The organism is Nocardioides sp. (assembly GCF_051876515.1).
Lineage (GTDB): Bacteria > Actinomycetota > Actinomycetes > Propionibacteriales > Nocardioidaceae > Nocardioides.
Window position 1 is genome coordinate 1 of sequence record NZ_JBJEHY010000100.1, and the last position, 14,162, is coordinate 14,162.

8 protein-coding genes are annotated in these 14,162 nt (G+C 69.7%); 1 reads left to right on the plus strand and 7 read right to left on the minus strand.

Annotation, left to right across the window (positions count from 1 at the left end):
• The 7 genes from ACI379_RS07300 to ACI379_RS07330 all read right to left on the minus strand — a co-directional run.
• On the minus strand, positions 1–167 hold a 167-nt coding region (locus ACI379_RS07300; protein WP_439791455.1), incomplete at its 3' end, for a CinA family protein.
• 67 nt (positions 168–234) lie between these two features.
• Positions 235–3,114 (minus strand): ExeM/NucH family extracellular endonuclease, encoded by a 2,880-nt coding sequence (locus ACI379_RS07305; RefSeq protein ID WP_439791422.1) that lies wholly within the window; start codon positions 3,112–3,114, stop codon positions 235–237.
• A gap of 98 nt (positions 3,115–3,212) precedes the next feature.
• A complete protein-coding gene (locus ACI379_RS07310) occupies positions 3,213–5,585 on the minus strand; it encodes a bifunctional metallophosphatase/5'-nucleotidase (RefSeq protein WP_439791423.1) in 2,373 nt (790 codons plus the stop codon).
• A 178-nt stretch (positions 5,586–5,763) separates the two neighbouring features.
• Positions 5,764–6,378 carry a CDP-diacylglycerol--glycerol-3-phosphate 3-phosphatidyltransferase gene (pgsA, locus tag ACI379_RS07315; protein ID WP_439791424.1) on the minus strand — a complete coding sequence of 205 codons (615 nt, stop codon included), beginning with the start codon at positions 6,376–6,378 and terminating at the stop codon, positions 5,764–5,766.
• A complete protein-coding gene (rimO, locus tag ACI379_RS07320; protein ID WP_439791456.1) occupies positions 6,375–7,820 on the minus strand; it encodes a 30S ribosomal protein S12 methylthiotransferase RimO in 1,446 nt (481 codons plus the stop codon). Before rimO ends, pgsA begins: the two co-directional genes overlap by 4 nt.
• A 158-nt stretch (positions 7,821–7,978) precedes the next feature.
• Positions 7,979–9,829, minus strand: a complete 1,851-nt coding sequence (locus ACI379_RS07325) for a helix-turn-helix domain-containing protein (protein WP_439791425.1) — start codon at positions 9,827–9,829, stop codon at positions 7,979–7,981.
• A complete protein-coding gene (locus tag ACI379_RS07330) occupies positions 9,829–12,435 on the minus strand; it encodes a DNA translocase FtsK 4TM domain-containing protein (RefSeq protein WP_439791426.1) in 2,607 nt (868 codons plus the stop codon). Before ACI379_RS07330 ends, ACI379_RS07325 begins: the two co-directional genes overlap by 1 nt.
• 273 nt (positions 12,436–12,708) lie before the next feature.
• Between ACI379_RS07330 and ACI379_RS07335 the strand changes: the two genes are divergently transcribed.
• Positions 12,709–14,145: a cytochrome ubiquinol oxidase subunit I gene (locus ACI379_RS07335; RefSeq protein WP_439791427.1), complete on the plus strand. Its 1,437-nt coding sequence runs from the start codon at positions 12,709–12,711 to the stop codon at positions 14,143–14,145.
• Positions 14,146–14,162: the final 17 nt, after the last annotated feature.

A 14,162-nucleotide genomic window follows, 5' to 3' on the forward strand; every position in this document is an offset into this window, starting at 1 on the left:
GTCTGCTTCAGCTCGGTGGCGTAGGTGACCAGACCACCCACGTAGCAGCGCGACGCGCCCGGGACGGCCGTGACCGCCGCGGCGACCTGGCCCCCGGTGAGCGACTCGACGGTGGCCAACGTCGAGTCGGACCTGACCAGCAGGTCCAGCACTGAGGCAGCATCCATGCGCCCAACGTAGCCGCAGGGGCCGGGCCGTCCGTGGACGACCGAGCCCCTGCGGGACGTGCTCAGGTCAGCGACGCTTCTTGACCACCTTGATGGTGGTGGCCCTCGAGGACGGCTTGACCGTGGCGGTGCCCGGGTAGGTCACCTTCACCGTGGCCTTGCCGACCTTGCGCATCGGGACCTTGACCGTGGCGACGCCGTTCTTCAGCGTCACCTTGAAGGTGCGGGTCTTGCCCTTGAGGGTGACCTTGACCGTGACCTTGCCGGTCGGCGTGGTGCCGGCAGCGGTGACCTTGACCTTGATGGTCGCCTTCTTGCCGACGACGACCTTCTTGGGCGCGGTGATCTTGATCGTCGAGGCGACCGGCTGCGGCTCGGGCTCCTCGGTGCTGAACTCCAGGCCGACGATCTCCGGGTTGTGGTCGGAGGCCGAGAACGGCGTGGTGGCGTCGAACAGGACGGCCGCGTTGTAGTTGAAGCGGCTGTACTGGTTGAACACCGTCTCGTTGGCGTTGATCTCCCACAGGTCGACCCCACGCACGAACGCCTGGGCGGCCGCGTTGGCGAAGACGTGGTCGAGCGAGCCGACCTGACCCTCGAAGTTGTACGACCACTCCTCAGCGTCGCTGGAGGCGAGGTTGGTGAACCCCTCGGACTCCAGCACCTGCACCGGGTCCTCCTTCGAGTACGCGTTGAAGTCGCCGGTCAGGAAGACCGCGGACACGCCACGCTCGGCACTGAAGGAGTCGGAGAAGGCGGCGAGGGCCTGGGCCTGGGCGACGCGGTCCGGGTTGGCGTTGCCCTGCCCGGTGCCGTCGTCGGTGCCGGAGCCCTTCGACTTGAAGTGGTTGACGATGACCGCGAACGCCTCGTCGGCCGGGGCGCCCTTCTTCTTGAACACCTGGGCGAGCGGCTCGCGGGCGTTGTCGAAGGCGGCGACGCCCACGAGCGCCTTGGACGCACCCACCAGGTCGGTGGTGGACGGGTCGTAGATGAAGGCCGTACGGATGACGTCCTCGTCGGCGACCGGCGGGAGGTCGCTGGCGGCCGGCGACGGGACGAAGGCCCAGCGGGTCTCCCCCGCCGCCGTGTTGAGAGCGGTCACGAGCGCGGACAGCGCCTCGTCACGGTCGTGCCCGTCCACGGCGGCCGAGTTCTCGATCTCCTCCAGGGAGACGACGTCGGCGTCGAGCACGTTGATCGCCTTGACGATCTTGGCCTGCTGACGCTCGAAGCTCGTCTGGTCCCACGCGCCGCGCGGGCCGTTGGGGATCGACGCGCAGCGGTTGACCGCGATCGGGGTGCCCTCACGGTCGTTGTACGAGGTGCAGACGCCCGGGTCCATGTCGGTGCCCAGCGTGGTGAAGTAGTTCAGCACGTTGAACGTGGCGAGCTTCAGGTTGCCGCCGACGGCTGCCGGAGCAGCGTTGTCGGCGCGGGTGTCGGAGAAGGCGACCTTGTCGGCACCGGAGTCGGTGACCTGCGAGGTCGGCTGCACCTTCCAGCCGAAGCGGTAGTCGAGGATGACGTTGTCCTTGAAGTCCGCCGTCGCGCCGACACGGACGGTGGTGTCCTTGCCGAACCACGGGAGCGGGGTGCCCATGCCGGAGGCCGTGTTGGCGGTGTTCCAGTAGGTGGTGGACGAGCCGTCGTCGAGGACGACGCGGTGCGCGTTGTTGTAGCGCTTGCGGTCCGCGATGGCAGCGGCGTCCTGGGCGTCGATGACCTCGGTGGGCGTCACCAGCGGGATCGAGGAGTTCGCGGCGATGCCGATCTCACCGAAGAAGTTGCTGCTGCCGCCGGCGGGCGGGTTGTACGCCGAGCCGTCGTACACGTCGGTGACGGTGTGGGTGCCGGAGAGGTCGAAGACCTCGCCCTCGGACTTCTCCTTGGCAGCCTCCAGCGCGGCACCCTCCAGGCAGTCGGTGCCGGGCAGGGTGCAGTCCGTGCCGGGGATCGTGGTCTTGGGGACCACGTCGCCCAGGCTGGTCGGGAGCACCTCGACGGACGCGGTGGCGGCCGTCGCGTTGATCTGGGTGAGGGTGCTGAACTCGGTGGCCGTGCCGGTCACCTTGACCGAGTCGCCGACCGCGACACCGGTGAAGCCGGGCCGGTAGACGAAGAGGCCGTCGGAGGCGTCAGGCGTGTCGGCACCGGGCGTCTGGATGTAGAAGCCGTTCAGGCCGCCGGTGGGGAACGCGGCCGTGACCACTCCGGTGGTCTCGACGAGGGTGCCCTCCAGCGGGGTGGCCGCACCGGTGCCCTGGATCTCGGCGATCGTCTTGACGACCGGTGTCTCGGGCTCGGGGTCGACCGGGCCGGACCCGCTGACGGCGTCCGGGGTCGGCGCCGCCGCGGTGAAGTCTGCCTGGTTGACGTCCGTGTCACCGCCCGTCGCCGAACGCTGCAGGCTGAGCGTCACCGAGTTGCCGGACGTGGCGGTCCCCTCGGGCGCGTTGCTGTTGCCCCAGCCCACTCGATCGATGGTCGCGTCGGTGCCTGGAGTGATCGCCGCGGTCCCTGCCACGAGCGAGACCGTGCCTCCCCCACCGCCGAGGTTCAGCGAACTGGTGAGGTCCACACCTGGTACCGCGGCGCCGTTGGAGCCGTTGGACCCAGCGGTCACCGTGAAGTACCCACCGGCGGGGATGCTGCCGGACAGGACCTGGACGCCGCTGCTGGGGTTGGTCGAGGTCGCGGCCCGGTACTGAAGGCTCTTGCCGTCCAGCGTGATCGCCGCGTTCGTCGGGTTGAAGAGCTCGATGAACTTGTGGGTGTACGCGGCGCCGGCCGAGCCGCCGTTCGCGTACACCTCGTTGATCACGAGGTCGGTGCCGCCGGGGTTGGCGACGGCGGTCTGCGCAAGGACGGCTGTGCCGCCCAGGGAGACCGCGAGGGCGGCCGTACCGGCCACCAGCCGGCGGGTGCCGGGCTTGAGGTGCTGCATGAGGTCCTCCGAGTGGGAAGCGTGCAGGGACCACGACCCCGTTCAGGGGCCGGGGAAGGAACGGGGCGGGCCCCACGAAGGGCCCGCCCCGGCGGTGATCAGCGTCGGACGCGGATCGTGACCGTCTTGGTGGCGGCCTTCACGGTGTCGCTGCCGAGGTAGCGGACCGTGGCCTTGTACTTGCCGGCCTTCTTGAACTTCGGCAGCGTGAAGACGACCTTGCCCTTGGCGTTGACCGTGCCGGTGAAGACCTTCTTGATGCCCTTCACCTTGAGGGTGACCTTGCCGGTCACCTTGGTCGGGGCGGTGACGGTGACCGTCACCTTCGCCTTGGTCTTCTTGCGGACGATCTTCTTGGGCGTGACCGCGGCCTGGACCTTGGCGGTGGCCTTCTGCGCCGCGAACGCGACCGGGATGCTCACCTCGGTGCCCGTGGTGTCACCGACGACGGTGAGCGCCGTGGGCGCGCCGTAGTACTGCGGCACGGTGAGCGAGACGCTGGCCTTGCCGGACTCGTCGTCCGTGGCACCGGCGGCCACGGTGTTGTCGACCGGGACGGTGCCCAGGGACGTGGAGCCGAGGAAGACCTCGACCGAGCTGTCCTGCGCGTCGCCGGTGCCGGTCATCGCGAGCGAGGACAGCTCGAAGGCCACGGTGTCGCCGGTCTTGTACGACGCAGGCGCGCCGGCCGGGAAGGAGACGCCCACAGCGCGCTGGGAGGCGTCCACCGCCAGCGGGGTGGTGGCGTAGGCCTTCATGAAGTCCACCATGCCGGCGAGGTCGACCTGGCCGGTGTCGCGGTTGCCCGTGCCCGCACGGAACGCGGTGAAGTTGTCACCACCGGCCGCGAGGAAGGAGTTGGCCGTGACCGAGTAGGTCTGGTCGTCCTTCACGGGAGTCCCGTTGAGCCACATGCCGGTGATCTGCTTGGTCGCCGGGTCGTAGGTGTACTCGAAGCCCTCGGAGACGCCCAGGCGCAGGAACGGACGCGACGCGCCGGACGGCTGCCACTGCTGCTCGAGCACGTCGGCGATCTGTGCCCCGGTGAGCTTCATGTTGTTGAGCGTGTTGGCGAACGGCTGCACGGTGGCGGCCTGCTTGTAGGTCAGGTCGCGCGGGAAGGCACCCGGCAGGCCCGTCATGTTGGCGCGGAGACCGCCCGGGTTCATGAACGCGATCTGGGCCGAGCCGAACTCCGCGGACGCGGTGGCCTGGCGCTGGGCCTCGGCGACGACGTTGCCCAGGGTGGACTCGCCACCACGGTTCTCCTCCATCACGCTCGGGTCGGCGGCACGGGGACGCTGGGCTCGGTTGAACTCACCACCGATCTTGCCGAGCACCTCGGCGCCGAGCTCGTTGCCCTTGGTCACCGCGGCGTCGACGATCGTCTTGACCAGCGGGTCGCCGGTGTTGATCGGCGTGACCGGGACGGGAGCCTTCGGGAACATCGCGGTGATCGCGGTGTCGATCGAGGTCACCTTGCTCGCGCCGGTGGCCTCGGTGTCCACGGTGAAGTTCAGGTTGTTGACGTACGTGCCGTACTGGCCCGCGGAGACGACGGGGCGCTCGGTGACGGCACGGCCGGACCAGGCCGCGACCGGGAAGGAGCAGTCGTAGGCCAGGTGGGTGTGGCCGGAGACGATGGCGTCGACGTTGGCGTTGACGCCCGTCACGATCGAGCCGAAGTCGCTCGCGGGGTCGTCGTCCATCGTCGCGCAGTCGGTCGAGGGGGCACCCTCGTGGACCAGCATGACCACGACGTCCGCACCCGCGGCCTTGAGCTCGTCGGCCTCGGTGTTGACGGCCTGGACGACATCGGTGACCTCGAGGTCGGCGATGCCGGCGGGGCTGACCAGCTCGTCGAGGTGCTCGGTGACCGCACCCACGTAACCGACCGTGACCTCGTTGGCCGTGCCGGTGTTGAACGTCGAGGTCCACGAGGGAGCCAGGGCGTCGCCGCCGGTCTTCAGCTTCACGTTGGCCGCGATGTACTCCCACTCAGCACCACCCAGCGGGTTGGTGGTGGCGTCGTACGGAGCCATGACGCGGTTCTTGAGGTCGTCGTAACCAGCGTCGAACTCGTGGTTGCCCGCCGCGGACACGTCGAGACCGGCCTCGTTGAGGGCGTCGATCGTCGGCTTGTCCTTCTGGATGAACGAGTCGAACGTCGAGGCGCCGATCAGGTCACCGGCAGCGACGAAGTGCGTGCTGGGCTGCAGCGCGCGCTGGTCCTTGACGTACTGCGAGAGCACCGCGGCGCCACCGACGCCGTCGTTGCCGTTGGCCGGGGCCTCCTGCGCGAGACGACCGTGGAAGTCGTTGGTCGCGATGATCTGGAAGTCGACGGGATTGGCCGCCTGGGCCGGCGCCTGTGCGGCGAGCACCGCGAGGGACGCGGCCACCACACCGCCCACCGCGGCAACAGAAAGGCCCCGGCGCGCCGCGCCGGGGCTGGAGAGGGATGCTGACACTGGTTCCACCTTCCGAAGTTCTCGAACGGCAGCACCCTAGCCCGAGATTCGTCCCTTGGAACCCCCTCCCGACGGTATCCACGTAAACAAGGGGTGACGTTTTGCCGAAACCACCCCCGACGCCGGTCTGTCCGTCCGGCGGCGGGGGTGGCTGGATGATCTCTGCGAGGGGTCCCGCTCAGGCGGAAACGTTGCGTCGCTGCTTGGCGACCTCGCGGAAGAACTCGTACCCCGACCACAGGGTCATCGCGACGGCCGCCGCGAGCGCCACCTGGCCCACGTAGAACAGCCCGGTGCCCACCGCCCCGAGGGCGTCGAACGCCCCACCGTGGGCGTCGCCGTGCGGCAGGGGGGCCAGCAGGATCGTCAGGGCGACGGACTGCAGCACCGTCTTGATCTTCCCGCTCTGGGCGGCCGGGATCACGACGTCCTTGAGGACGGACAGGCGCAGCAGCGTCACGCTCCACTCGCGGAGCAGGACCACGATGGTCACCCACCACCAGATGTCGCCGACGATCGACAGCCCGATGAACGCCATGCCGGTGATCGCCTTGTCGGCGATCGGGTCGGCGATCTTGCCGAAGTCGGTGACGAGGTTGTACTTGCGGGCGATGTCGCCGTCGATCTTGTCGGTGATCATCGCCGCCACGAAGATGCCGCACGCGATCCAGCGCCACGTCACCGAGTCGCCGCCCTCCTGCAGCAGCGCCCAGCCGAACAGCGGCACCATGAGGATGCGCAGGGTCGTCAACGCGTTGGGAACGTTGAGGTTGGAGGCCTTGGGCTCGGTCATGCGTCAGCTCCGCTCACTCGGGCGATCAGGTCCACTCCGTCGGTCGCCACCACCACGGCGGTGACCAGGTCGCCCACCCGGGCACCCTGCGCGTCCTGGAGGAGCGTGGTGCCGTCCACCTCCGGCCCCTGGTGGGCCGCGCGTCCCTCGACGCCGTCCTCGAGGCTCTCCACGAGCACCTGGACGGTCTCACCGATGCGCTCCTCGGCCCGCTGGGCGTTGAGCTCCTCGACCAGCGTCGTCACGTGCTCGGTGCGGGCACGGATCTCGTCCTCGTCCAGCTTGAGGTCGTCGGAGAAACCGGCCGCCTCCGTACCGTCCTCGTCGGAGTAGCCGAAGACACCGGTCACGTCCATGCGCGCGGCCTCGAGGAAGTCGCACAACGTCTCGGGGTCCTCCTCGGTCTCCCCGGGGAACCCGACGATGACGTTGGAGCGGACGCCCGCCAAGGGCGCCTGACCACGGATCTGCTCGAGCAGCCCGAGGAAGCTGTCCGGGTCACCGAAGCGACGCATCCGGCGCAGCACCGAGGCGCTGGCGTGCTGGAAGGAGAGGTCGAAGTAAGGCACGACGCCGGGTGTCGTCGCGATCGCGCGGACCAGGTCGGGGCGCGTCTCGGCGGGCTGGAGGTACGAGACCCGGACGCGCTCGATCCCGTCGATCCCGGCCAGCTCGGGGAGCATCGTCTCCAGCAGGCGCAGGTCGCCCAGGTCCTTGCCGTACGAGGTGGAGTTCTCCGAGACGAGGAAGAGCTCCTTGACGCCCTGGGTGGCCAACCAGCGCGCCTCGCCCAGCACGTCGCTGGGGCGACGGCTCACGAACGAGCCGCGGAAGCTGGGGATGGCACAGAACGAGCAGCGGCGGTCGCAGCCGCTGGCCAGCTTGAGCGGCGCCATCGGGCCGGCGTCGAGACGCCGGCGCATCGCACGCGGACCCGTGGCCGGCGCACCCACCCCGATCTCCTCGCCCTGGTCCGGCACGACCGGGTCGGCGTGACCGGGCACCGAGATGCCCGAGGCGTCGCGCTCGACCGGCGAGATCGGGAGCAGCAGACGTCGGTCCGAGGGGGTGTGCGGGTGGTGCGTCTCCCCCGCGACGATCGCGCGCAGCCGCGAGGCGATGTCCGGGTAGTCGTCGAAGCCGAGGACCGCGTCGGCCTCAGGGAGCGACTCGGCCAGGTCCTTGCCGTAGCGCTCGGCCAGGCAGCCGACCGCGACCACGGCCTGCGTACGACCGGTGCTCTTGAGCTCCGCGGCCTCCAGCAGGGTGTCCACGGAGTCCTTCTTGGCGGACTCCACGAACCCGCACGTGTTGACCACGACCGTGTCGGCCAGGTCGGGGTCCTCCACGAGGCGGAAGCCTCCGGCCTCCAGACGTCCGGCCAGCTCCTCGGAGTCGACCTCGTTGCGGGCACACCCCAGGGTCACCATGGCAACGCTCAGGGTGGCGGTCTCGGTTTCAGAATCAGTGGTCATCGCACCGTGAGTATGCCGTCTCGGGCCACGAACCTCCGCACCCGTGGACGCGACGAGGGCCGCCGGTGAGCAGTGTCACTGCCCTCCGACGGCCCTGCGCGCGTACGGATCTCGCGATCGCGGTGTCACCCCACCACGTAGGTCGACTGGCCCGCGACGCCCGCCTCACCGACGGGGCGTGCCTTCTGGCCGTCGAGCGCCACCGTGGCGGCGCCGTCGCTGGACTGGACCCGGACCGGCGGCGAGGCCTTGAGCTCCTTGGTGGCCCCCGCCGTCAGGCTCCCCTTGAACACGATCTCGCCCGAGGCGTCCCGCACCACCAGGTGCGCGCCGCCGGCCGGGGTGGACAGGACGACCTTGACCGGGTCGGCCAGCGCCGCGCCCGACGAGCCGTCAGGACCGCCGGAGCCGTTGAGCACGGGCAGGTCGGAGCGCAGGTCGGTCGGGTTGTCCATCACCAGCCGGGCGATCGACCAGCACAGCACCAGCGCCATCACGGCCGCCACGAGGACCGACCAGTTCGGGCCGCCACGGGTGCCGCGGATCGACCCGTTCACACCGGTCGCGAGCTCCGCCTCGAACACGCGGCGCGGGTTCACCGGAGCGTTGGCGTAGCGGTCGTCGTAGCTGGAGAGCAGCGGTGCCACGTCGATGCCCAGGACGCGCGCGAGCGTGCGCAGGTGGCCGCGGGCGTAGAAGTCACCACCGCAGGGCGCGAAGTCGTCGACCTCGATCGACTCGATGACGTGCGGACGGATCCGCGTACGGTCGGCGAGCTGGTCGACGCTCAGGCCCAGGCGGGTGCGTGCGGCACTGATCTCGGGACCGATCACCGGGTCCTCGGCCGGCTGCACCGCGAACTCGTCGATGACCAGCGCCTCGACCGGGTCACCCTGGCGGGAGATCGGGCGGACCCGGTCCCCCCACGCCTGGGTCTCCTCCACGAGGTCCACGCTGCCGGCGCGGCGGAGCTCGCGGCCCACGATCTCGTCGTCGGCCAGGTCGTCGATGACGACGGTGACCTCGCTGCGACGGGCGGAGCGCAGGTCGCGGACCGGGCTGGGCGCAGGCTCCACGGCCTCGGCCAGCTCGGCGGCGTCCCACTGCTGGGTGGTCTCGACGTCCTCGTGGTCGTCGTGGACGTCCAGCTCGTCGGAGGTGGTCGCGAGGGACTCCTCGTCGCCACGCGCGAACAGGGACGAGACGCGCGCCCCCAGAAGGGCCAGACCGTCGCGGAGTCGGTCACCCGCAGCCGGGGTCACCTCGACGTCGTCGTCGAGGGCGTCCTCGTCGAGCGGAGCCTCGGCGCCGAAGGCTTCCGCCGTCTCGTCCTCGAGCTCGTACGGCTCGGCACCGTCGTTGCCGGCGGCAACCTCGTCCTCGACGACCACGACGCGACTGGCGCCGTCGGCAACGGCACTCAGGGCGGCGTACAGGTCACCGTCGGCTCCCTCGACGCGGGTGGTGAGGCCGAGCGGGATCGCCAGCGGGGCTCCGTGCAGGCGTCGCGACAGGGCGACCTGGCGGCGACCGGCTGCGTCGAGCTCGGCGGTGAAGCGCTCCTCGTTGTGGGGCACCACGACCAGACGGCCGTCGCTCAGGCCGCGCCGCGGGCGGTGCTCGACCTCGCGGACGGCACCCCAGGGCAGACCGTGCCAGCCGCGCCCCAGGCGCACCCGCACGCCCTGGGTGTCGGCGACCAGCAGCGGGGTGCGCGAGTCGACCAGGCTGGAGAGCCAGCCCGCGGCCAGCAGGCCGAGCCCGACGGCGAACGCCCAGTCCAGGAGACCGCCGGTCTGGGTGGCCCGGGCCAGGTAGACGATCGCGACGACGGCCGACGCCACGCCCACGACGCCACCGACGACGCCGTTGCGGTACACCTCCACGGTGCTGGGCGCCAGGTCGAGGCCCTCGACCCGCTCCTGCGGGCCCTGCTCCTCGACGTCAGCCGCGACGTACTCCTCAGCTGCCCCCATCACGCTCCCCCTTCCAACGTGGCGATCACGGAGTCCAGCTCGTCGGGCTTGACCAGCACGTCACGTGCCTTCGAACCCTCGCTGGGACCCACGACGCCGCGGCTCTCCATGATGTCCATCAGACGGCCCGCCTTCGCGAAGCCGACGCGCAGCTTGCGCTGCAGCATCGAGGTCGACCCGAACTGGCTGGTGACCACGAGCTCGATCGCCTGGACCACCAGGTCCATGTCGTCGCCGATGTCGTCGTCCAGCTCGCGCTTGGCCGAGGCCGGCGCGGTGACCTCCTCGACGTACGTCGGCTCGAGCTGCTCCTTGCAGACCTTGACCACCTGGGCGATCTCGGACTCGCTGACCCACGACCCCTGCACGCGGATCGGCTTGGAGGCGCCCATCGGCAGGAACAGGCCGTCACCCTGGCCCACGAGCTTCTCGGCGCCCGGCTGGTCGAGGATGACCCGGCTGTCGGCCAACGACGAGGTCGCGAACGCCAGACGCGAGGGCACGTTGGCCTTGATCAGACCGGTCACGACGTCCACCGAGGGGCGCTGGGTCGCCAGCACCAGGTGGATGCCGGCCGCGCGGGCCAGCTGCGTGATGCGGACGACCGCGTCCTCGACGTCGCGCGGGGCGACCATCATGAGGTCCGCGAGCTCGTCGACCACGACCAGCAGGTACGGGTACGGCGAGAGCACACGCTCGCTGCCCGGCGGCACCTCGACGGTCCCGGCGCGCACGGCCTTGTTGAAGTCGTCGACGTGGCGGAACCCGAAGTTGGCCAGGTCGTCGTAGCGCATGTCCATCTCGCGCACGACCCACTGCAACGCCTCGGCGGCCTTCTTGGGGTTGGTGATGATCGGGGTGATCAGGTGCGGGATGCCCTCGTACGCGTTGAGCTCCACGCGCTTGGGGTCGACCATGATCATCCGGACCTCGTCCGGCGTCGAGCGCATCAGCAGCGAGGTGATCATCGAGTTGATGAACGACGACTTTCCGGATCCGGTGGCACCCGCGACGAGCAGGTGCGGCATCTTCGCGAGGTTGGCCACCACGAAGCCGCCCTCGACGTCCTTGCCGACGCCGGTGACCATGGGGTGGTGGTTGTTGCGCGCCACCGACGAGCGGAGGACGTCACCGAGCGTGACGATCTCCTTGTCGAGGTTGGGGATCTCCACACCCACCGCGGACTTGCCCGGGATCGGCGACAGGATCCGGACGTCCGCGGAGGCCACCGCGTACGCGATGTTCTTCTGGATGTTGGTGATCTTCTCGACCTTGACGCCCGGCCCGAGCTCGACCTCGTACCGCGTCACGGTCGGACCACGGGTGTAGCCCGTGACGTGCGCGTCGATGTTGAACTCGTCCAGCACCTGGGTGAGCCGCTCGACGATGTTGTCGCTCGCCGCCGACTTCGGCTTGTGCGGGGAGCCTGCCTTGAGCACCTCGGCACCCGGCAGCGTGTAGGTGATGTCGCCCGACAGCGCGAGCTGCTCGACCCGCTGCGGCAGGTCGGCGTGCGGCGGTGGGACGAGCTCGACGTCCTCCTCGACCACGGGCACGACGGGCGTGACCTGGGTCGGGACGTCGTCGTTGAACAGGTCGATGCCGGCGTCGGGCTCGTCGAACTCCGCCGCCACGTCCAGCGCGTCCTTCTTGCGGCCACGCTTCCGGGGCTTCTCGTCCTCGACGAGCGCGGAGTCGTACGCCGGGTCGCCGAGGTCGGGGTCGATCTCCCCTCCCCGGCCGCGACGCGAGGTGGACGCGCCGTCGGCGTCCACGGACGCCGTGCGGCCGAGCATCTGGTCGAGCAGCGCGTTGAGCTTGACCGGCACCTGGTAGAGCGGGGTGGCGGTGATGATCAGGGTGCCGAAGAACGACAGCAGCGCCAGCAGCGGCACCACGACGTACGGGGTGCGGAACAGGTCGAGCATCAGGCTGGAGACCACGTACCCGACCGCTCCTCCGGCTCCCTGGAGCTCACTGGAGTCCCCGGCCGTGGGCGCCGGGCTGCCGTTGGCGATGTGCACGATGCCGAGCAGGCCGAGGCCGAACGCGGTCCACCCGATCACCTGACGACCCACGGGGCCGTTGCGCTCCGGGTCGCGCAGGGTGCGCCAGCCGGCGTACACGAGGAAGAGCGGGACGAGCCAGCCGACCTTGCCCACCACACCGCTGCTGGCCTCACGCATGAACTCCATGACGCCGCCGGGCAGCTGCCACCACACGGCACCGGCCACGACGACGGCCAGGCCCATGAGCAGCAGGCCCACGCCGTCGCGACGGTGCTCGGGGTCGAGCTCGCGCGCGGAGTGCCCGATCGACCGGGCCAGGTGACCGATCCCGTGCGCCAGTGCCAGCCACGCCTTGACGAACACCCCGCCGAGCGCGGTGAAGAACCGCGCGACGGGGCTCGGGCCGTTGCGCACCGCGCGCGGCGCGGGACGTCCGGCAGAGCGTGACGAAGCACCACCTCGGCTCGAGGTGGTGCGCTTGGTGCTGGTACTCCGTGATCGGGTGCTCGATCCCTTTGACCCACCGCCCTTGGCGGACGTGGACCTGGAGGTGCTCGAACTCCGCGACCGCGGCGGGGAAGACGTACGGGTCGCCATGCTGCGACCTTACGGTGAAGTCACACGCGCCCCATGGACCACAGGAGCGTGTCGCGGGACTCGTCCGACGCGTCGCGCGTCACGCCCGCGGGCCCCTCGGACAGGTCGGTCGCCGCCCGCGGGGGTCCAGAGGCCCCCGTTGCGCTGGGACCTCCTGCCCCGTCAGGTGAGGACGGGTTGCCCTGACAAACCGTCAGATAGCGGGACTAGTCTGCAAGACAGTTGCCAGGCGTGCGCCCTGGGCAGACAGCAGCACCTCCCGGAAGGATCCGCATGGACGTCCTTGAAATCGCGAGGTGGCAGTTCGGAATCACCACCGTCTACCACTTCCTGTTCGTACCGATCACGATCGGACTGACACTCCTCATCGCCATCCTCGAGACGATGTGGTTGCGGTCCAAGAACCCCGACTACCTCCGCCTGACGAAGTTCTTCGGCAAGCTCTTCCTGATCAACTTCGCGCTCGGCCTGGTCACGGGCATCGTGCAGGAGTTCCAGTTCGGCATGAACTGGTCGGACTACTCCCGGTTCGTCGGTGACGTCTTCGGCGCCCCGCTGGCGATCGAGGCCCTGCTGGCCTTCTTCCTCGAGTCGACCTTCATCGGCCTGTGGATCTTCGGCTGGGACAAGCTGCCCCGCGCCCTGCACGCCGCGTGCATGTGGATCGTCCACATCGGCACGCTGGCCTCCTCGTGGTTCATCCTCGCCGCCAACTCGTGGATGCAGCACCCGGTCGGCTACGAGTACAACGCCGAGACCGGTCGCGCCGAGCTGACCGACTTCGCCGCGGTGATGTTCAACAAGGTCCAGCTGGTCACGTTCCCGCACGTCGTGCTGGCCGCGTACATGACCGCCGGCGCCTTCGTGCTCGGCATCTGCGCGTACCTCTACGTCAAGCGCGCCGACGACCGCTCGGTCTACCACCGTGGCATCCGCTTCGGCGCCGTGGTCACCCTGATCGCCTCGCTGGGCGTCATCGTCACCGGCGACTTCCAGGGCAAGATCATGACCGAGGTGCAGCCCATGAAGATGGCGGCCGCCGAGGGTCTGTACGAGACCACCACGACCGCACCGTTCTCGGTGCTCACCATCGGGCGGCTGGACGGGTCGGAGGCGACCCCGATCATCGAGGTCCACGGCCTGCTGTCGTTCCTGGGCACCGGCTCCTTCAACGGCACCGTCGAGGGCATCAACCCGCTGCGCGAGCGCTACATCGAGGAGTTCGGGCAGGACCCGGGCGCCGCGTACTTCAGCGCCGGCGACTTCGTCCCCAACATCCCCGTGACCTACTGGTCGTTCCGCTTCATGATGGGCCTGGGCTTCGTCGTGGCGCTGGGCGCCATCGCCGTGCTGTGGATGACCCGCAGGGGTCGGGTGCCCACCTCGAAGTGGTTCGGCCGCTTCGGGCTGGCCCTTCCGTTCGCCGCGGTCTTCGCCAGCTCCTTCGGCTGGATCTTCACCGAGATGGGTCGTCAGCCGTGGGTCGTCTTCGGCCTCATGACCACCGAGAACGCGGTCTCCCCCGGCGTCAGCCTCACCGAGGCCTGGATCGGCGTCATCACCTTCACCCTGCTGTACGGGGTGCTCGCCGTGATCGAGCTCGGACTCATCATCAAGTACGTCAAGCGCGGTGCGGACCCCTTCGAGGAGCCGCCGAACGTGCCACTGGGTGGCGCTGACGACGACAAGCCCCTGGCATTCGCCTACTGAGGAAGGAGGAACACGAC

What these genes read in the sequence shown, in the direction of transcription:
- ACI379_RS07305 (WP_439791422.1), bottom strand. Translation starts at nt 3,114, where the DNA reads ATGCAGCACCTCAAGCCCGGCACCCGCCGGCTGGTGGCCGGTACGGCC.
- pgsA (WP_439791424.1), bottom strand. Translation starts at nt 6,378, where the DNA reads ATGACCGAGCCCAAGGCCTCCAACCTCAACGTTCCCAACGCGTTGACG.
- ACI379_RS07325 (WP_439791425.1), bottom strand. Translation starts at nt 9,829, where the DNA reads ATGGGGGCAGCTGAGGAGTACGTCGCGGCTGACGTCGAGGAGCAGGGC.
- ACI379_RS07330 (WP_439791426.1), bottom strand. Translation starts at nt 12,435, where the DNA reads ATGGCGACCCGTACGTCTTCCCCGCCGCGGTCGCGGAGTTCGAGCACC.
- ACI379_RS07335 (WP_439791427.1), top strand. Translation starts at nt 12,709, where the DNA reads ATGGACGTCCTTGAAATCGCGAGGTGGCAGTTCGGAATCACCACCGTC.